This window comes from Streptomyces sp. HUAS TT11 (assembly GCF_051553595.1).
Classification (GTDB): Bacteria; Actinomycetota; Actinomycetes; order Streptomycetales; family Streptomycetaceae; genus Streptomyces.
In genome coordinates, this window is record NZ_CP196184.1 from 2,006,168 (window position 1) to 2,024,453 (window position 18,286).

General features: G+C 71.0%; 14 protein-coding genes. 7 read left to right on the forward strand and 7 right to left on the reverse strand.

Annotated elements, in window-relative coordinates; translation table 11 throughout:
* Positions 1-46: 46 nt before the first annotated feature.
* The 4 genes from ACSHXN_RS09205 (at position 47) to ACSHXN_RS09220 (ending at position 3,406) form a co-directional block, all read left to right on the forward strand.
* Positions 47-319, forward strand: coding sequence for a MarR family transcriptional regulator (locus tag ACSHXN_RS09205; RefSeq protein ID WP_438302912.1), 273 nt, complete (start codon positions 47-49; stop codon positions 317-319).
* 290 nt (positions 320-609) lie between these two features.
* The gene (locus ACSHXN_RS09210; protein WP_438302913.1) at positions 610-1,176 is read left to right on the forward strand and encodes an RNA polymerase sigma factor; all 567 of its coding nucleotides are present in this window, start codon (positions 610-612) and stop codon (positions 1,174-1,176) included.
* Complete coding sequence (locus ACSHXN_RS09215) at positions 1,173-2,393, forward strand: CU044_5270 family protein (RefSeq protein ID WP_438302914.1); 1,221 nt, start codon at positions 1,173-1,175, stop codon at positions 2,391-2,393. The genes ACSHXN_RS09210 and ACSHXN_RS09215 overlap by 4 nt, the downstream gene beginning before the upstream one ends.
* 212 nt (positions 2,394-2,605) lie before the next feature.
* Positions 2,606-3,406 carry a L,D-transpeptidase family protein gene (locus ACSHXN_RS09220; protein WP_355138517.1) on the forward strand — a complete coding sequence of 267 codons (801 nt, stop codon included), beginning with the start codon at positions 2,606-2,608 and terminating at the stop codon, positions 3,404-3,406.
* Between the two features lie 305 nt (positions 3,407-3,711).
* Here ACSHXN_RS09220 and ACSHXN_RS09225 read toward each other — a convergent pair whose 3' ends face one another.
* From ACSHXN_RS09225 to ACSHXN_RS09250, 6 genes are read right to left on the reverse strand one after another with little or no spacing between them, the layout of a single operon-like run.
* On the reverse strand, positions 3,712-4,464 hold the full coding sequence (locus ACSHXN_RS09225; RefSeq protein ID WP_383355611.1) for an ABC transporter ATP-binding protein: 753 nt from the start codon (positions 4,462-4,464) through the stop codon (positions 3,712-3,714).
* 8 nt (positions 4,465-4,472) lie between these two features.
* A complete protein-coding gene (locus tag ACSHXN_RS09230; protein WP_355138513.1) occupies positions 4,473-5,273 on the reverse strand; it encodes an ABC transporter ATP-binding protein in 801 nt (266 codons plus the stop codon).
* A complete protein-coding gene (locus tag ACSHXN_RS09235) occupies positions 5,270-6,148 on the reverse strand; it encodes an ABC transporter permease (RefSeq protein ID WP_355138511.1) in 879 nt (292 codons plus the stop codon). Before ACSHXN_RS09235 ends, ACSHXN_RS09230 begins: the two co-directional genes overlap by 4 nt.
* A complete protein-coding gene (locus ACSHXN_RS09240) occupies positions 6,145-7,110 on the reverse strand; it encodes an ABC transporter permease (protein WP_356109477.1) in 966 nt (321 codons plus the stop codon). The genes ACSHXN_RS09235 and ACSHXN_RS09240 overlap by 4 nt, the downstream gene beginning before the upstream one ends.
* Positions 7,110-8,630 carry an ABC transporter substrate-binding protein gene (locus ACSHXN_RS09245; RefSeq protein WP_438302915.1) on the reverse strand — a complete coding sequence of 507 codons (1,521 nt, stop codon included), beginning with the start codon at positions 8,628-8,630 and terminating at the stop codon, positions 7,110-7,112. Before ACSHXN_RS09245 ends, ACSHXN_RS09240 begins: the two co-directional genes overlap by 1 nt.
* 45 nt (positions 8,631-8,675) lie before the next feature.
* Positions 8,676-9,416 carry a DUF1684 domain-containing protein gene (locus tag ACSHXN_RS09250; RefSeq protein WP_355796186.1) on the reverse strand — a complete coding sequence of 247 codons (741 nt, stop codon included), beginning with the start codon at positions 9,414-9,416 and terminating at the stop codon, positions 8,676-8,678.
* 642 nt (positions 9,417-10,058) lie between these two features.
* Between ACSHXN_RS09250 and ACSHXN_RS09255 the strand changes: the two genes are divergently transcribed.
* From ACSHXN_RS09255 to ACSHXN_RS09265, 3 genes are all read left to right on the forward strand, one after another.
* Entirely contained in the window at positions 10,059-11,012 is a 954-nt protein-coding gene (locus ACSHXN_RS09255; RefSeq protein ID WP_438302916.1) for a hypothetical protein, read from the forward strand.
* Positions 11,013-11,346: 334 nt separating this feature from the next.
* Entirely contained in the window at positions 11,347-12,069 is a 723-nt protein-coding gene (locus tag ACSHXN_RS09260; protein ID WP_438306443.1) for an FAD binding domain-containing protein, read from the forward strand.
* A 381-nt stretch (positions 12,070-12,450) separates the two neighbouring features.
* Positions 12,451-13,491, forward strand: coding sequence for a helix-turn-helix domain-containing protein (locus ACSHXN_RS09265; protein ID WP_355138501.1), 1,041 nt, complete (start codon positions 12,451-12,453; stop codon positions 13,489-13,491).
* 103 nt (positions 13,492-13,594) lie between these two features.
* Here ACSHXN_RS09265 and ACSHXN_RS09270 read toward each other — a convergent pair whose 3' ends face one another.
* Positions 13,595-17,887 carry a carboxypeptidase regulatory-like domain-containing protein gene (locus tag ACSHXN_RS09270; RefSeq protein ID WP_438302917.1) on the reverse strand — a complete coding sequence of 1,431 codons (4,293 nt, stop codon included), beginning with the start codon at positions 17,885-17,887 and terminating at the stop codon, positions 13,595-13,597.
* Positions 17,888-18,286: the final 399 nt, after the last annotated feature.

Sequence of the window (18,286 nt, forward strand, 5' to 3'; positions counted from 1 at the left end):
AAGCGGTGCCTCGAAGTACGCGGGCAGCACGCGGACGGTATTGGTCGTGGCCAGCGACATCGCGGCGCATCCCGACAGCGCGGTGGGAGAGATCGCCGCTCGCACCCGCCTCCCGCAGGGTCAGGTCTTCACGGCCGTGGCCCGATTGAGGGAGGCCGGATCGGTGCAGACCGTGCCGGCTCCCGCCGATCGGTGCCGCATGCTCGTGCGCCAGGCCGTCGAGACCTCCGAACGGGTCGCGCCGGTCCGGGCGACCGACATCACCGCAGCCCTGGCCTCGGCCCTCGGCACCGACGACCCGGCTCGTCTGCGGGGGTGACCGCGGCGCTTGAGATGCTCGCCGCCGCGCTCACCCCGACACCCCCTCGCCCCTGACCTGCCCGTCCGATGGAGTGCATGCGCCCTGGTCGTCGTCCGACCTGCGGCTCGGCACGGGTGCGGCCGTCGGGGCCCCCGTTCGGGAACGCCGCGAATGCCGTCGCGCAGAACACGGCGGCCCGCTCCCGTACGTGATGCGCGCCACATCCGCGGGATTTTCCGGTGCGGGATGTAAGAACCCGGCCGCTGCGCTCATTGCTTGGTGAGAGAGCCGAAATGAGGGGACGGCGCGTGACACATGCCCAACGCTTCCGGGACGTCTACGAGGAGTGCTATCCGCGTGTCCTCGCCTACGCCACCAGCCTGGTCGGGCGGCAGACAGGCGAGGACATCACCAGCGAGACGTTCACCGTCGCCTGGCAGCGGGTGGACAGCATTCCCCGGCCGGCACTGCCGTGGCTCCTGGGTGTGGCCCGCAACCTGGTGCGCGAACTGCGCCGCAGGGACGCCCACCAGTACCTCCTTGCCGCCGAGGAAGCGCAGCGCATCAGCAGCGGCGCCCGGACCGATGTCGGTGACATCGCGGCGGAGGTCACCGATCGGCACAACGCGCTGCACGCGCTCGCGAGCCTGCCGGAGGCCGACCGGGAACTGCTGACGCTGATCGCCTGGCACGGTCTCAGTGCCAGAGAGGCCGCGCAGGTCCTGGGCTGCACCACCGCGACACTGGCCGTCCGGTTGTACCGGGCCCGCCGCCGGTTGGAGAAGGCCCTGGAAGCGGCACCGGCGTCCAGGGCGGCGTCCACACCTCCCGTAGAGGCACCGCACCCCACCCGTCACGAAGGAGCACCCGCGTGAAGAACACCCGCAAGCGGCCCGACGTCATGAAGGTGCTCGCGGACGCACGGCCCGACGAACTGGATCCGTCCCTGCTGGTGGACCCGACGAGGCAGCGGGAGGACCTCGCACGCATCGTCGGCGAAGCGCCGGACGGCGGGGGGACACGCTTCCTCGCCCCCCGCCGCAGAAGCGGGTTCCGGCCGCTGGGAGCGGTGGCCCTCGCAGCCGTGGCGGCGTCCGCGGTGGCCGTGAGCACGCTCGATCCGCGGGAGCCTGCCGATCGGCCGGCCGCACAGCCGCGGTCCTCCGCCGCAACGGAACGGCCGGGCGCCGGTGAGGACGTCCATGTCGACGGCCACCTCGAACTGCTCAGCGCGGCCGAGCAGGCCGAGAACTCGGTCGACCGGGGAACGTACTGGCAGACGACCACGCGCTCGGAGAACGTGGACGTCGCCGATGAGAAGGGGCGGCTCTTCGCCGTGCGCAGTGCGTCCACCGCCGAGTGGTCGGTGGGCGTACGCCCCGGAACCGGGAGTTTCATGGTCTCCGGACTGGATTCCCTGACCGAGCCCCGGACCGCGGCGGACAAGGCGCGCTGGCGCGCGGCGGGCTCGCCCGGCACGGTGCGGGTCGAGGTCGCCAACAAGACCGGGACCGGCACGATCGGCTTCCCGATGGGCACCGGGCGGCCGATGGTCATGAAGACGAACGTCGACGACAAGATCTACGCCGTCGGCCCGCGCAACGTCTCCTACCAGGACCTGCGCGAACTTCCCTCCAACGATGGGCAGTTGCGCCGATACCTGGAGCGGGCGTACGCGGCGGACAACGGCGCCGAGTCCGGCAGCTCGGGCCGCAGCGCATGGATGCTGCGCCAGGCGGCCGACCTCGTCACGATGCCCGTGAAGCCGGGCGTCCGGGCGGCCGCGTACCGGGTGATGGCGGATCTGCCCGGAGTCCGGGTGATCGGGCGTGTCACCGATCCTCTGGGTCGCGAGGGCGTCGGCGTCGAGTTTCCCCTCACATACCCGACCCCGCTCGGGACGACGCGGGAGCGGCTGGTCGTGGACCCGTCCACCGGCGCGATGCTCAGCGATCAGACCGTCCTGGTCGAGGCCTCGGCCAGGGCCCAGGGCGCGGGTCTCGACGCGGGCACGACGGTGAACTACGAGGCGACCACCCGGATGAGCTGGGGCGAGCACCAGATCACGGTGCCGAAGAACGCTCGCAGCTGAGTCGAGAGCCCGGCTTCGTGGGGTGGCGGGTGGTCCAGGGGCGGGCTTCGTCGAAGCCCGCCCGTAGCACCGGCAGTCCGGTGAGCCCGGCACGCGCACCCCGTCCCCGGCCGGGGTCCTTCGCACCGGACGCCCTCGGCCGGGTCGTCGAGAGCGCCTCCGCTCAAGGGCCGCCCTCTCACGTTCCCGTCCTCTTCAGAAAGCCCGCACCGATGCGCCTCCACAGGCCCTACATATCCGCAGCCGCGGCAGTCATCGTCTCCTCGCTGGGAATCGTCGCCGCCTCCCAGCACATCCCCGAGGGGAACCACACCCCGGCCCCCGGGACGGCCCCGGTCGTCCAGGACGCCGTCGCTCCGGCGGCCGCGCGGTCCGCGGCCGCCCCCGGCGCACCACGGACGACTTCTTCGCCGCGGCCCGACATCCTCACCCGGATCCCTGGGTTGGGTCCCAGGACGCTGTCGCGGATCCCGGCAGGCACCCGCCAGGTCGTCCTGGTGACAGGCGCCGCACGGAACTCGGCGTCCTCGAAGGTCGTGCTCTACGAACGCGTCGACGGCGGCTGGCGCCCCGGGGCGGTATGGGCGGCGCACAACGGCTACAAGGGCTGGACCGACGAGCACTACGCGGGCGACCTGCGCAGCCCCATAGGGGTGTTCGGCCTCACCGACGCCGGCGGACTGCTGGCGGACCCCGGCACCAGGCTGCCGTACCACCGCTCCGGTGCCTTCTCCGTCAGCGGGCCCGGTATCGAGGGCGAACCGCTCACCGGTTCCTTCGACTATGTGATCGCCATCAACTACAACCGGCAGCCCGGCACATCACCGATGGACGGCACCAAGCCGCTGGGCGAGAACCGGGGCGGGGGCATCTGGATCCACGTCGACCACGGCGGCCCCACGCACGCTTGTGTCAGCCTCTCCAAGCCGCACATGAAAGAATTGCTGCAAGCCCTCGACCCCGGTGACCATCCCGTCGTCGTCATGGGCGATGCCGCCTCCCTGGCTCGATGACCGTTCCGCCGTCAACACCGGTCACCGAGGGCGCTGGCGCACCGATCAGCGGGGACACGTCCCTGATGCAGGCCCTCGAACTCACTCTGCTCGCACGGCCCTCAGCGGCTTCGGCGCCCAACAGCCGCTTTGCGAGGGGGCCTCGGCCAGGAGGCGCCGGTGCCAACCGGGCCGGTGCGGTGGCGGGTCCGCGGCGGCCCACCGCGGCAGCCGTGCCGCCGTCATCGCGGGTGCGGGTCGGGGCCGACGAGGCGCCGCACCAGGCGGCGACCGGCGCGAAGAAGGCCCGGCACGCCGGCCCGCGGTCAGGCGGGCAGTCGCGGCACGCTGTCGATCAGGCGGCGGGTGTAGGGGTGCGCCGGGCGGCCCAGCACCTGGGCGGTGTCGCCCTGCTCCACCACGTGGCCGTGCTCCAGTACGGCGGTCCGCTCGCACAGGGACGCCACGACCGACAGGTCGTGGGACACCATCACAAGTGTCAGCCCCTGTTCCTGCTTGAGTTCCGCGAGCAGGTCGACGACCTTGACCCGGGTGGTGACGTCGAGTGCGCTGACGGGCTCATCGGCCAGCAGCACGCGTGGACGGCACACCGTGGCGCGGGCGATGGCGATCCGCTGACGCTGCCCTCCGGAGAACTCGTGCGGGTAGCGGTCCATCGCGTCGGCCGGGAGGCCGACCCGTTCCAGGGCCGCCGCCACCTTCGGCACGGCGGAGGACCGTGTGTCGATACCGAGGGAGCGCAACGGCTCCGCCACGACGGCACCCACGCGACGACGCGGGTCGAGCGAGGAGTACGGGTCCTGGAACACGCACTGCACGCTGCGCCGGAACCGGCGCATCTGCTCCCGGTCGCGCAGGGACAGGTCGGCACCGTCGAAGCGGACAGTCCCGGCGGTGGGCCGGGCCAGCCCGAGCAGCAGACGCAGGAGCGTCGTCTTGCCCGCCCCCGACTCGCCGACGAGGGCAAGGCTGCGCCCCGCTTCGACGGCCAGCGAGATGTCCTGCACCGCGTCGGCCGCGCTCCCCCGGTGGCGCAGCGCCACGTCTGTCAGTTCCAGTACGGTCGTCACCGCGGGCTCCTCAGATCCAGAGCGGCCTCCAGCGTCCGGGCGCTGGCCACGAGCGATGTGGTGTACTCCGCGCGCGGAGAGCGCACGAGGTCGTGGACGGTTCCCGTCTCGACCGCCCGGCCGTCCTTCATCACCAGAGCCCGGTCGGTCACCCGGGCCACGACGGCCAGGTCGTGGCTGACGAAGATCACCGCCATTCCCCGGTCCCGGACAAGGGTGTCGAGGAGATCCAGCATCTCCGCCTGCACCGACACGTCCAGCGCGGTGGTCGGCTCGTCCGCGATCAGAAGTCCTGGGTCGCAGGCCAAGGCCATCGCCAGGGCGACGCGCTGCCTCTGTCCGCCCGAGATCTCGTGCGGAAAGGCGCGGGCGACACGTTCGGGTTCCGGCAGCCGTACCTGTGCCAGCATGTCGCGGACGGCGTCGCGCAGCGCGGCGCCCCTGAGGCCCCTGCGTCTGGCGAGGGGCTCGGCGATCTGCCGGCCCACGCGCATCAACGGGTCGAGCGCGGTGAGAGGCTCCTGGAACACGACGGCGGCGTCCCGGCCGCGCACCGAAGTGAGCGCCCGTTCGGTCGCGCCGACGATCTGGGTGCCGGCGAGTTCGACGCTGCCGGTGGCGGTCATGCCACGGGGCAGCAGGCCGAGGACCGCCAGCGTGGTGAGCGACTTGCCGGACCCCGACTCGCCGATGAGGCCGAGCCGTTCACCACCGGCCACGCTGAAGGACAGGTCGTCGACCACCGCTCTGCCCTCGGCGGTCCGGACGGTCAGTCCGCGTACGTCCAGGAAGGTCATGAGCGCCTCCGACCGGTCGCCGGATCGAGGGTTTCCCGCAGGCCGTCGGCGATGAGATTGACGCCGACCACGAGCAGGACGAGCAGGATGCCGGGGGCGAGGGCGCCGGCGGGGGCGGTGGTGAAGGTGGCCTGGGCCTCCTGGAGCATGCGACCCCATGAGGCGTTGGGTGGTGGGGCGCCCAGCCCCAGGTACGACAGGCCCGCCTCGGCCAGCACGGCGAGCCCGAACTGCAGGGCCAGGTTGACCACGAGGGTGGGCCAGATGTTGGGCAGGACGTGTCCGAGCACGATGCGCGACCAGGACGTGCCGGAGGTGCGAGCGGCAGTGATGTAGTCCTGCGTCAGGACGCGCTTGACCAGGATGCGTGCGAGTCGGGCGACGACGGCGCTCTGCGCCAGACCGATGGCGAGGACGGCGGATCCCAGGGTCGCCGAACGCGCGGCGACGATGAGCATCGCGAGCAGCAGCGTCGGGAACGCGATCAGGATGTCGAGGAACGCGGAGAGCGTGTCGTCGAGCCAGCCCTGCGCGAACGCGGCGAGCACGCCGAGCACGATGCCGATGGTGGCGGCGATGAGCACGGACCCCAGCCCCGCCTCGACGGCGATCCGGGAGCCGGTCATCACCTGGGTGAACAGGTCACGGCCGAGTTTGTCGGTACCCAGCAGATGTCCCCCGCCCGGTCCCGTCAGCCGTCCGCCGGAGGTGTCGTCGGCGGGGTAGGGCAGCCAGAACAGGGAGACCACGGCGAGCAGCGCGATGAGGCCGGCGAGGACGGAGCCGACGACCAGCGTGGCGGAGACGCGGGAGCGGCGCCCGCCCTGTGGCGTCCCCGCGGGCCGCGCCGCTTCGAGTGTGTCGGCCGGAATCACCGGGCACCTCCCGAGAGCCGTCCCCGCAGCCGCGGGTCGATGATCCGCTGGAGCAGGTCCGCGGCGAAGCCGATGAGCAGCACGCCGAGGGTGGAGACGAACAGCACGCCCTGGATGACCGGGTAGTCGTGCTGGGCGATGCCGGTGGCGAGCATCGAACCGAGACCCGGCAGGGCGTATACCGACTCCACGACGACCGCGCCGAGCAGGGTCGAGGCGAGCTCGATACCGAGGACGGAGATCACCGGCACGGAGGCGTTGCGCAGACCGTGCCGCCACATCGCGCGTCCGAACGACGATCCCAGGGCGCGGGCGGTGCGCAGATAGTCGCTGTCCACAACGTCGAGGGTCGCTGAGCGGACGTAGCGGATCAGGGACGCGCTCATCACCAGGGCGATGGTGACGACCGGGAGAACGAGGGAGCGGATCGCGTCCGCGGGCTCGGACCAGCCGTCCTGCGGGAATCCGCCCGCCGGAAGCCAGCCCGCGTTCAGCGCGAACACGGCGATGAGGATCATGCCGAGCCAGAACACCGGGACGGCGATGCCCAACTGCGACACACCGCTGAGCAGGGCGCCGTACCAGGTGTGGCGCTTGTGCGCGGCGACGAATCCGGCGGGCACGGCGATGAGGACGGCGAGCACGAAGGCGGCGAGGGTGAGCGGGACGGTGATGTTCAGCCGGGAGGCGACCTCGGGTCCGACCGGCAGCGAGCTGACGAAGGAGGTGCCGAGGTCACCGCTCGCCAGCTGCCCGAGCCAGTGGGTGAACTGCTCGGGCAGCGGCTTGTCGGAGCCGATGGCGTGTCGTGCCGCGGCGATCTGTTCGGGGCTCGCGCCCACCGCCGTGAGGGCGTTGGCAGGGTCACCGGGCAGCATGCGCAGCAGCACGAACAGCACCACGCTCGCGAGAGCCAGCGACACCACCAGGAAGACGAGGCGGCGCAGAAGGTAACGCGCCATCAGCCCTTCTTCTCGATGTCGTAGGCGTAGAACTGGGAGTTGAGGCCGTTGAGGGGGTAGCCCGACAGCTTGCTGCTCGCGACCACGATCTGCGGGTACAGGTACAGCCAGTCGCTGGCCGCCTCCTCGGCGGTCTTCTCGTTGACCTTCTTCAGCAGCGCGGTCTGCTCGGCCGTGCTGGACGCCTCCTCGGCCTGCTGCACCCACTGGGTGACCTGCTTGTTGTCGTAGCCCCAGTAGAAGTCGGGGTTCCCGTACCAGACGAGGTCGCGATCGTTGACGTGCTCCTGGAGCGTGGCGTTGAAGTCGTGGTTCTTGTAGACCTTCGTGTACCACTCGTCGGGCGTGATCGTGTTGATCGTGACGGTGATGCCGACCTTGGCAAGCTGGGACTTGATGAAGGTGGCGGCGGTGGGGTGCGGGTCGTAGTTCGGGGTGTCCAGCGTGAAGGCGAAGCCCTTGGCGTACCCGGCCTCGGCGAGCAACTGCTTCGCACGCGCCGGGTCGTAGGCGTTGACCTTGGTGAGGTCCTCGTACCACGGGTCGGTGGGCGGCACCATCGAGCCGATGAGCTTGCCGTAGCCGCCCCAGACCGATTCCAGCAGCTTCTTGTCGTCGATGGCGGCGGACACGGCCTGGCGCACCTTGACGTCCGTGAAGGGCTTGGCCTTGTCGTTGAAGGCCAGCAGCAGCTTGGTGGTGGAGTTGCCGTCGTTGACCCTGTAGTTCTGGTTGCTCTTGAACTGGTCCAGGGCATCGGGCGACTGCTCGCTGGTGACCACGTCGACGGCGTTGGTCAGCAGCGCGTTGTTGAGGGCCGTGGCGTCCTTGTAGTAGTGGAAGACGACCTCTTTGCTCTTTGCGGCGTCGCCCCAGTAGCTGGCGAACCGGTCCAGGCTGAGCGCGGAACCACGGGTCCACTTGTCCAGCTTGTAGGGGCCGGTGCCGTCCTCGGTCGTCTTCAGGTTCTTGGCCTGGGAGTCGATGATCCAGACGTAGGAGAGGTTGTAGACGAAGGAGATCGACTTCTGCGACAGCGTGACCTTCACGGTCCGGGCGTCGGGGGTGGTGATGTCCTTGATGACCTCGAGGTTGCTCTTGCGTGCCGACTGGGAGTCGTCCGCGATGACCTTCTGCAAGCTGTACTTGACGTCCTGGCTGGTGAGCTCCTTGCCGCTGTGGAACTTCACGCCGTCGCGCAGGGTGAAGGTGTAGGTGAGACCGTCGCCGCTGACCTTGTAGTCCTCGGCGAGCAGCTTCTCCACTTTGCCGTCGTCGGTGAGCCTGAACAGCCCTTCGTAGACGTTGCCGTTGAGCGCCTCGGTCACGCCCTGGCCACCACCGGCGGTGTTGTCGAGGTTCTGCGGCTCGTACAGCGAGCCGATGCTGACGGTGGCGTTCTTGTCGTAGGTGCCGGACCCGGCGCTGCCACCCGCGCCGGAGCCACCGCAGGCGGTCACGGTCAGGGCGAGGGCGGCCGCGGTCGCGGTGCCGTACAGGGAGGTCTTCTTCAGGCTCATGGTGAAGGGCGCTTTCGTGCTGCGGTACGGGGAGGCGGTCGACGGTCAGTGCTGCGCGGGGAAGCCGCCGCGGAAGACGGGAAGCTTCTCGCCGGCCTCGATGGGCAGGTGGAAGCGGTTCTGCCGCGGCGGCATCGGACAGTTGTACTGATCGGAGAAACCGCAGGGCGGCACGAAGGCGCGGTTGAAATCGAGCAGGACGCGGTGCTCGTCCCGCGTGCGCTGCACGAAGAGGAAGCGCCCGGCCCCGTAGGTGCTGACGCCGTTGGTGGGATCACCGAAGACGAGCAGGAGGGTGCCGTCGTCGTCGAAGGCGCTGAGGGTGTAGTCGCGGCCGTCGACGGCGAGGGTGATGTCGCCGGGGACGACGAGTTCCCGGGTGCCGCCGTTGTCCCGCAGGTGCTCGAAGGCGACCCGGCGAGCACCGGGCACGGGGGTGTAGGTCGCCTCGATCACCCAGGCCGGGTCGTGAGGGAAGGCGTCGACCCGGTCGAAGTGGTGGATGGCGGGTGACTCGGCGTCCCACAGACGCAGGCCGTGCTCGGGCTCGCCGGTGACGAGGTCGGTCCGCTGGAGTGTGGTGACCGTCACAGTGTTCGGCCGGCCGGCGCGACCCTCCTCCACGTCGGGGCGTTCACCGGCGGGGAGCCAGCGGGTCTCGACCAGGGCGAGATTCCCGGTCGGCGACGTGAGCGAGCGATGGCGCTCGGCACGCCATGCGTGCCACTGGCCGACGGAGCCGCCGACGGGGCCGTCGCTGGTGAGGTGGGACACGGTCGGACTCATTCGCTTGAAGGGATCGGCGGCCGCACGCCGCGAACGTCACGCAACGCGAAAGAGTGGCCAAAGCATGTTCTTTATCTTCCATAAGCGAATCTAATGTCAAACGGGTGTACACATCGTGAGACGGTTTATGGACGGCCTTCCACAGGGAGAGGACCGAGGGCGACCGGGGACGGCGCCCGCGCCAGGCGCCGGGATGCACGCCGCTCCCGCATCCGGCCGGGCGACCGGCCCGTGCGCGGTCCACCCGGACGACCGCCTCATGTCGCGTGACATCCATCACGCGACCGGTCCCCTCGCCGGGCCCGCCCCGTCACCACGCGGATCCGCGATCCCCGCCCAGGACAGTTCGCGCAGCGCATCGCCGGCGTCGATGCCGGAGGTGCAGCCGCGGCGCTGCCCTCCATGCGGGCGATCGGCTCCGACTCAGGAGCGAACCCACCGGGGCGGCGCATCAAAAACCCTTGGCAACCAGCCGTGCCAGTGCTCACGAAAAGATGCACAAAGAATTCGCCGGACGTACAACCATCGTTCCACCGACGCGGTCTGAGCCCATGTCACACGCCGACCCTCCGGTCGGCATTCCCTTTCTGTGCGCCGGAACCCGGGTTGTCCGGGTCCCGGCGCTTCTCCAACGGAGAACGCATGCGTATTCGCGCTACGGCGGCCGTCGCCGTCGTCTGCGGCGTCGCCGCACTGACCGGCGCCGCCATGCCGGCTGCCCAGGCCGCCAGCACCCCGGGTGCCACGCGCCCCTGGCAGCTCGCCGGCCACATCACCCCGGCAACGGGGAAGTCCGCCTTCACGGCGGCCGCCGCCACGGCCAAGGCGCCGTATCCGCTGGCGGTGACCTTCTCCAACGTGAAGGTCGCCGGCGGCAAGCCGGCCGTGTCCGTGGGCACCAGCGCCATCGTGCACGTCCCCTACAGCTTCACCCTCACCGCGACGAACGTCGACATCTCCGCTTCGGACTTCGTCGTCGGCCTCGACCTGTACCACGGCTCCGTCACCGCACCGTCGGCCGACCTTTACGGTGACCAGTCGGCCACGTGCACCGTGACCTCCTCCATGTCCTCGTCCGAGAAGGTCGTCACGGTGGAGACCTGCAAGGGGACCGTCGACATCTACCCGAAGTACGATCTGGCCAACTCCGACGCCGGAACGAGCTGGCACTCGGTGGCCTGGGCCGTCGCCTACAACGGCCAGAACCCCAGCAAGCCCACCGACATCAGCAAGATCGGCGCCGCAAGCCTGACCGGGCAGCGCTCCCCCGCCGTCCAGCGCCTGTCCAGGCTCACGGTGAACGCCGCGCCGGAGCCGGTCAAGAAGGGCAGGACGCTCACCATCACGGGCTCCCTCACTCGCGCGAACTGGGAGGCCCACAAGTACGCCGGGTACACGGGCCAGAAGGTCAAGCTGCAGTTCCGCAAGAAGGGGAGCAGCACCTACACGACCCTCAAGACCGTCACCACCGACAGCCACGGCAACCTCAGGACGACCTACAAGGCGACGACGGACGGCTACTGGCGCTACTCCTTCGCGGGTACGTCGACCACCCCGGCCGTCTCGGCTGCCGGCGACTACGTAGACGTCAAGTGATTCCTGGATGAGCTGGGTCCTGCGCCGCGGCCGTTCCGTTCTCACGGACCCGCGGCGCAGGGCGTTCCGCCCGGCGAAGCCGTTGGCAAGGAGGATGCACCCCCGGCCCCGGCCTGAGCGGTGGGACGTGCGGACGGTCGACGTAACGCCTCCGCCCGGCGCACGCCTGCGAGATCCCCCGCCCGCCGGCGATCGACGGAGTCCTCGACGGCGCGCGAAGTGCCTGATTGCCCCTGTACACGCTCCCGCATCCGGCTGAAGAATGCCCACTGTCGGCGATCACGCGATGAACGTGGTCCCCCAACCGGCCACCCTCCAGGAAAGGGCGACTGCCGTGCTGTTGCACCTGCCTACGTCCTTGCCCGAAGCGCAAGAGTGCATAGCCCAGGGAGCGGTGCCCGTCGGTGGGGCGACACTCGTATGGGCCACCTGGCAGCGGGACGGCTTTCCCCGACAAGCCATGTCGCTGCGCAATCTGCCGGAGGCCAACGCGATCGAAGCCACCGCGCTGGGTTCGGCCGTGGTGCTGCACCGGATCGACGAGCGGGTGCCGGAGGTACTGCGGCAGGCGGCCGCAAGCGTCGGCACCGGAGCCGTGCGCCGCACGGCCACCGTCGGCGGCAACATCGTCGGCAGCACACTGCGCTGCCTCCTGCCCGCCGCGCTCGTCCTGGACGCCCGGGCCGTCACACTGGGTGCCGACACGGTCCATGAGACGGACCTGGACGAGGTCATGGCCAAGCGTCTCCTGCTCCTCGGTCTGAAGTGGCGTACGCCGATCGCCAGTTCCTTCCACAAGCAGGCCGGTGAAGCGGGTGGGCCACCGCCGCTGGTCGTCGCGACCGCTGTGCACGCCGACCGTGCGGGCGGAGAACTCCTCCGTGTCGCCGTCCGCGACGGCTACGAGGTGTTCAGCGGGAGCACCGCGCACACGGCCGACGCCGAACACGCTCTGCACACCCTTGAGGGCGCGGACATGGGTGCGTTGCGATCACCGGTCCGGGAGGCGGTCGGCCGACAGGTCACCGACCTCCTGGCGCGCACCGACAACCGCTGAGACCGCCGGCAAGGGCGGGAGGAGTTCGTCCCGCGCCTCGCGACGGGAGCAACAACGCCCCCGGCCACACGGTCAGTTCGCCCCACCCGGCCGCCGAAGGGCCCACCATCCACCAGCGGGCCCAGTGGGCCGCCGACACCGACAACTCCCGCCGTGCTCAACGCACAGGGCCGCCCGGCGCCCATCGCTGCAAGGTCATGATGTCTTCGCCGCTCGGCAGTGGTCGGAGGTGCTTCGGCCTCATCCGCCCCTTATCCGCCCACTTCACCCCAGCGGATAAGCCGGGCTGCCGGAACATCGGATGTTCCAACAATGTGACCAATGATCGTCAGTGGTTCAATCACCCAGGTGCCGCGGGCTACTTTGTCGTCGGAGGTGACCATGCTGGAAGTTCTCGGGCTGGACCAGCCTGCCGAGGCACTGTATTTCATCCTGGTCGACAACCCGCCGCTGTCCGTCGAGGAGTTGTGCCGCCGAACCGGTATCGAACCCGATGTGGCCGACGCCGCCCTGGTGCGGCTGGAGGACGGCGGCCTGATATCCCGGCTGCCGGGCAGCCCGCCCTCATACACGGCGCTGCCCCCCGAACACGCCCTGGAAGTCCTCCTGCTGGCTCGCGAGCGGGACATCCACCGGGTACGCGCGCTGAGCGAACGGCTCACCGAGCGGCACCACGAGGCCCGCCGCAGCCGCGACTCGACCGCGCTGATCGAGGTCGTCACCGGCCGCGACGGTGTCGCCCGCTGCGGACAGCAGTTGTTCAACCGTGCCGAGCGGGAGATCCGCGGCATCGACGCCCCTCCCTACGCCCAGGCCAGCGACGGCGAACGCGTCAACTCCGCCACCGCCATCGCCGGACGCAATGTGCGCAGCCGCTTCATCCATGCCCGTGACACCCTCAGCATGCCCGGTTCCGTGGCACGGGTGGAGGTCGACATCGCGGCGGGCGAGGAGGTGCGGTTCCTGCCCGAGGCCCCGATGAAGCTGATCATCGCCGACGACCAGGCGGCCCTGATCCCGCTGCTGGCCACCCCGCAGATCCTGGACGCGTGCATTCTGGTCCATCCCTCGGCGCTGCTGGACGCGCTGTCCACCCTCTTCGAGTCGCTGTGGGAGCAGGCCCAGCCCTACATGCCCGGCGAGACCGCGTCCATCGGCCCGGACGAGTTCATCAACGACGAGGAGCGGCGGATCATCTCGCTGCTTGCCATGGGAATGTCGGACGAGGCGATCGCCCGCCAACTGGGGATCGGCTACCGCACGGTGCAGCGTCGGGTACAGGCGCTGCTCGGCCGGCTGGGAGCGGCGAGCCGGTTCCAGGCGGGGGTGCTCGCCGCCAGCCGCGGCTGGTGGCGGCCTGAACCCGAAGGACGGTCCGCCGACCTGGCGGTGAGCGGCGAACCCGGACTCGCCGGCCCGTGAACCCCGGTGCGCGGGACGGCCGCGGCCCGGCGGTGCGGAACGCACGCACCGGGCCGCGGGCCGATCGTGGCGGCCGGCCGGGTACACCCCGGCCGGCCCCGTCTCACCTCTCCTGCAGACGGAAGTCCGCCGTGACCGCACCCTCCTTCACCAGCCGGACCGATCTGGTCGCGGGCCGGTAGCCGTCGGCCGACACGATCACGCCCACCGGACCGCCCTTGGCCGGCAGCCACACGGAGTACGTTCCGTCCAGACCCGTGGCCACGGTCAGACCGCCGTTCGGAGCGTCGATGTCGACCGTGGCCCCGGCCAGTGGCGCCGCGGTGCCGTCGGCCTTCGTGCCCGTCACGGTCCCGGTCAGCCGGCCCCAGCCGGCGGGCGGCACCACCGTCATGGTGACCGGCAGCGACACCGCGCCGTACGGGGTGTCGCTGTCCACGACGAGCGCAGCCCGGTGATCACCGCCGTCGGCGGCGGTCATCGCCCCGGCGTCCAGGGTCAGCCGCACCTTCGTCGACCCGTGCGCCTTGACCGTCAGCTTCCCCGCGGACTCCGCGAGCCACGGCACATCGCCGTGCGCCCGGTCCCAGCCCGGCAGTTCGTGCACGGCCGACTGCGGCACGCTGTAGGCGTTCATGCCGCCGACAGCGAACCAGCCGGGTGCCGACTGCGCGCCCAGCACCGGCTCGGCCAGGTTGGGCAGCGCCGACCAGGTGTCCGTGGCCGGGTCGTAGGCGTGCGCCTCGTTGGTCAGCGCGCCTGCGCTCACCTGGAAGCCCCCGGCGACCAGCAGTTCACCGTCGGCGGCCGTCCCGGTGGCGCCCCAGAGGTCGGCCGGAGCGTCGGCCACCCGGTGCCAGGTTCCGGCCGCCGGGTCCAGCGCATACGTGTGGTCGGTGTCCTGCGGGGCACGGCCGTCGGGCTCATAGGCGCCGCCCGCGCAGTAGACCACGCCGTCCGCGGCGCCGCACACCGGGTACGAGATCGGCTCCGGGTAGGACGCCCCGGCCGACCAGGAGTCGGTCGCCGGGTCGTAGACCTGGACGTCGTTGACGCCGCAGTTGATCCGGTCGCAGCCGCCGATCACATACAGCCGGTCGCCGAGCACCACCGAACCGGCGGCGCCGTACGCCTTGGGCGCGTCGGCGATCTGCGACCACGAGTCGGTGGCCGGATCGTAGACCTCGCCGCCCGCGATGGGCGCGCCCGAGGCGTCGCGGCCGCCGGTGACGTACAGCTTGCCGCGGATGAAGCCGTACGCCGCTCCGAGCCGCTTGGTGGCCGGTGCGGCGAGCGTGCGCCAGCTCGCGGTGCCCGGATCGTAGGCGTGGAAGTCACCGCTCCACTGGCCGCCCGGTGCCTCCCCGAGGCCGGCGTACAAGGTGCCGCCGTCGACCGCGGTGATTCCTCCGAAGGCACCGGTCGGCAGATCGGTCAGCGCGGACCACGCCTGCCCGGCCGGGGAGCCGGGGTCGGAGGCCTCGGCGGCCGCGGTGCGCAGCACGGAGTTCGGGGTGAGCGCGGCCTTCGTGTGCCGGGCCGGGGCGCCGGCCGGCGTCGCCGGGGTCCCGCCGAGACGCTGCTCGCCGAGCGAGACGGTGGCGGGAGAACCGCCGGTGTTGCGGACCGTCACCGTGACCGTCCTGCTGTCCCCCCACGGCACGGCGGCCGCCACCGCCGAGGTGTCGTAGCGCAGCTGGGCAGGGTGCAGTGCGAAGTCCGCCGCGGTGACGGAGTCCGGGCGCACCCTGACCGTTTCGGTCACGGGCGGGTAACCGAAGCCGGGCAGGCCCGCGGTGAATTTCTGGCTGCCCGTACGGGAGGAGAACAGCCAGTACAGGCCCTCGCTCTGCGCCGGATCGCCGGGCGAGGCCACCATGCGGCCGCTGTCGGCGGGCACCGCCGCGCCGGCGACGGTCGCGCCGAGGACGCCGTGGCCGGTGTTGGCGTCGTCGATCCGTCCGACCAGCAGACCGCCGGGCCGGGTGACCAGGGTCGGGGTGCCCACGGTCACGTCGTCGATCTGCCAGATGCCGGTCAGGGAGCCCGTGAAATGGAACCTGATGCGCACGGACTTCTTGCCCGCGTACTCGGTCAGGGGCACCGTCTCGTGGGCGGGTCCGGGGACGATGTCGGTGTGGTGCCACAGCGTGGTCCAGGTCGCGCCGCCGTCGGTGCTCGCGTCCACATCGGCGGTCAGGTCGCCCAGTCGGTACAGCGAGGGCAATGCCGTGTCGAACTGCAGCTCGGGGGCCCGCTCGGCACTGAAGTCGTAGCTGGGGCTGAGGAGTTCGGTGTCGGCGGGGGCCCAGCCCAGGGCGAAGTCGTCCACCTCGGCGAACCGGCCGGTGCCACCGGTCTGGTTGCCCCGGTTGAGCGGGTCGTCGAACTGCCAGCCGCCCGCCGCGGTGTTGTTGCGGACCGTCCATCCGTCGGGTGAGGACGTGGTCGGGAAGGACTGCGACTCACCGCCGTGGTACGTCATCGCGTAGCCCGGCGGAAGGGCTCCCGTGGTGTTCAGCGGGAGCGTGAGATCGGCGGTCCGTGCGGCGGAGCCCACCGTGACGGTGGTGTCGGCGGGCCGGTAGCCGGGATAGAGCGCCGTGGCGTGCAGCGTGTAGGTGCGGTTGTCGGGCACCCGCACCGAGTACCGGCCGCTCGCCGGGTCGGTGAAGAACGCGCCGGGCACACCGTCGATCGTGAGCCGGGCGTAGACGCCCCAGCCGTGCTGCCCGCCGTCCCGGACGGTTCCGGACAGGGTCTGCGAGGGCACCGCGGTCAGCGCCGCGCTCTCGGTCAGCGTGTCGCCGTCGTCGACGCGCACCGTGCCGAGGTCGGCGTCCTTGTAGCCGAACGCGCTGACCGTCAGCGGGTACGAACCGGCGGGCACGTCCAGCCGGTACCCGCCCTCGTCGTCGGTGGTCGCCCGGTGGTCGCCGAGTGCGACCGTGGCACCGGCGACCGGTCGGCCGGTGCCCGCGTCGGTGACCGAGCCGGAGACGGTGCCGTGCGGACCCGGGCGGAAGGCGGTGGTGCCGTCCGGCGTGCCCAGCCCGCTCGGTCCGTCGTAGCCGGGCTGCGCGGCGCAGGTGAAGGCGGGGGTGCAGTCGGGTGTCGTGCCGTGACCGCACACCGAGCTGTCCGCACAACTGGCGTCGTCGCCCCGGGTCACGTCGTGGAGAGCGCCGGGCGCCTGGTACGGGTAGGCGGCCGGGTAGGTGCCGGAGACGGGGGTGCCGGCCTGCGCGTACACGCCGGCGATGATCGGTGCGGAGGCGCTGGTGCCGCCGTAGACGTTCCAGCCGCCGTCGGAGAAGGAGTTGTAGACCGCCACACCGGTGGCCGGGTCCGCGACGGCGCTGACGTCAGCGACCGAGCGGCCCGCGCAGTCGACGGCCGACTGGAAGGCGGGCTTGGGCTCGACCTCCGAGCAGCCGGAGCCGGGGGCACCCCAGTGCTGCTGGCCGTCGCCGTCGACGGTGGTGGCGTTCCACACCGACTCGCCCCAGCCGCGCGCGCTGCCGTCGCGCACCAGCGAGGTACCGCCCACCGCGGTCACGTACGGCGAGGAGGCCGGGTAGCTGACGCCGTAGCCGCCATCACCCGAGCTGAAGACGACGGCGACTCCCGGGTGGTTGAAATACGCCTCGTCGTAGGCGAGTTGAGCGCTGTCGTCGCTGTAGCCGCCCCAGGAGTTGGAGACGTAGCGCGCACCCAGGGACACGGCGGTGTTCTCGGCCGTGCCCAGGTCGTCGGAGGACGCACTGTCGGCCTCGACGAGCAGGATGTGCGCCTGCGGGGCGATCGCGGAGACCATGTCGAGGTCGAGGGAGATCTCCCCGGCCCAGCCGTCGTCGGCGGCCGGGAAGGCGGTGCCGCCGTGCTCGTCCACCTTGCGGAAGCAGCCGTTGTCGGAGGTGCAGGCGGGCAGCCCGTACTGCCGGCGGTAGACGGCGAGGTCGGTCTCGGCGTCCGGGTCGTCGTAGGCGTCGACGACGGCGATCGTCGCTCCGGCGCCGCCGTCGGCCGGCAGCCCGTAGGCCTCCCGCAGGTCGGCCGGGGAGTAGCCGTCGGGCGCCGCCTGGCCGGCCGTGTCGCGGCGCAGGCCGAGCGTGGCGCGGATGTCGGTGCGGCGCAGGGCGAAACACGTGAAGGAGCCGGGTTTGGGTGTGCCGCAGGCGGGCTCGGCGGAGACGGCGGTTGCCGCCGAGGAGGACGCGGCAAGGGCCTGTTGGGGCAGCAGTGCCACCAGGACGGCGAGGACGGCGGCGGCCACCGCGGCCACGGCGGAGCCGCGGCGTGACGGTCTGCGCCGCCCTGGCCCGGCGAGCGATCTGTGCAGCAAGGAGAACTCCCAGAAGGTGATGAGGGCGGGCGGCCCGGCATCGTTCGGCACTCGGACGTTCGGTGGCGACCGCGTGGTCACCGGGTGTGCGGAGGAGGTGTGTTGACCAGCACAAAAGTCCAACCGGGCCCCTCGGCCGGTCAATGCGGGAACTTGGCGGTTTGGCGCCGTGTCGTGTTCACGCCCTCGACACATATCGGTGAACGGGGGCCCGTTATGGCGGCCTTGCGTCCGCTCAGCGAACACCTGGAGTCCTGCATTCCGGGTGAAACGCCTATGAATCACGCGCCGGAGGTGAAGGAGCGGTGCCTCTGCGCTGACGGTCAGTCACGCCGGTCACGGAGGGCTACTGATTGACACACGAAGTAGCGGTCTCGCTAATTGGCCCCCGGTGAATGCTCATTCACCGTCGCCCGAGAACTGTGTACGGGTCGACCCCTGCAAGCACGC

Coding starts and splice junctions, on each gene's coding strand:
- ACSHXN_RS09250 (WP_355796186.1), bottom strand. CDS start 9,416: ATGAGTCCGACCGTGTCCCACCTCACCAGCGACGGCCCCGTCGGCGGC.
- ACSHXN_RS09220 (WP_355138517.1), top strand. CDS start 2,606: ATGCGCCTCCACAGGCCCTACATATCCGCAGCCGCGGCAGTCATCGTC.
- ACSHXN_RS09245 (WP_438302915.1), bottom strand. CDS start 8,630: ATGAGCCTGAAGAAGACCTCCCTGTACGGCACCGCGACCGCGGCCGCC.
- ACSHXN_RS09240 (WP_356109477.1), bottom strand. CDS start 7,110: ATGGCGCGTTACCTTCTGCGCCGCCTCGTCTTCCTGGTGGTGTCGCTG.
- ACSHXN_RS09265 (WP_355138501.1), top strand. CDS start 12,451: ATGCTGGAAGTTCTCGGGCTGGACCAGCCTGCCGAGGCACTGTATTTC.
- ACSHXN_RS09255 (WP_438302916.1), top strand. CDS start 10,059: ATGCGTATTCGCGCTACGGCGGCCGTCGCCGTCGTCTGCGGCGTCGCC.
- ACSHXN_RS09230 (WP_355138513.1), bottom strand. CDS start 5,273: ATGACCTTCCTGGACGTACGCGGACTGACCGTCCGGACCGCCGAGGGC.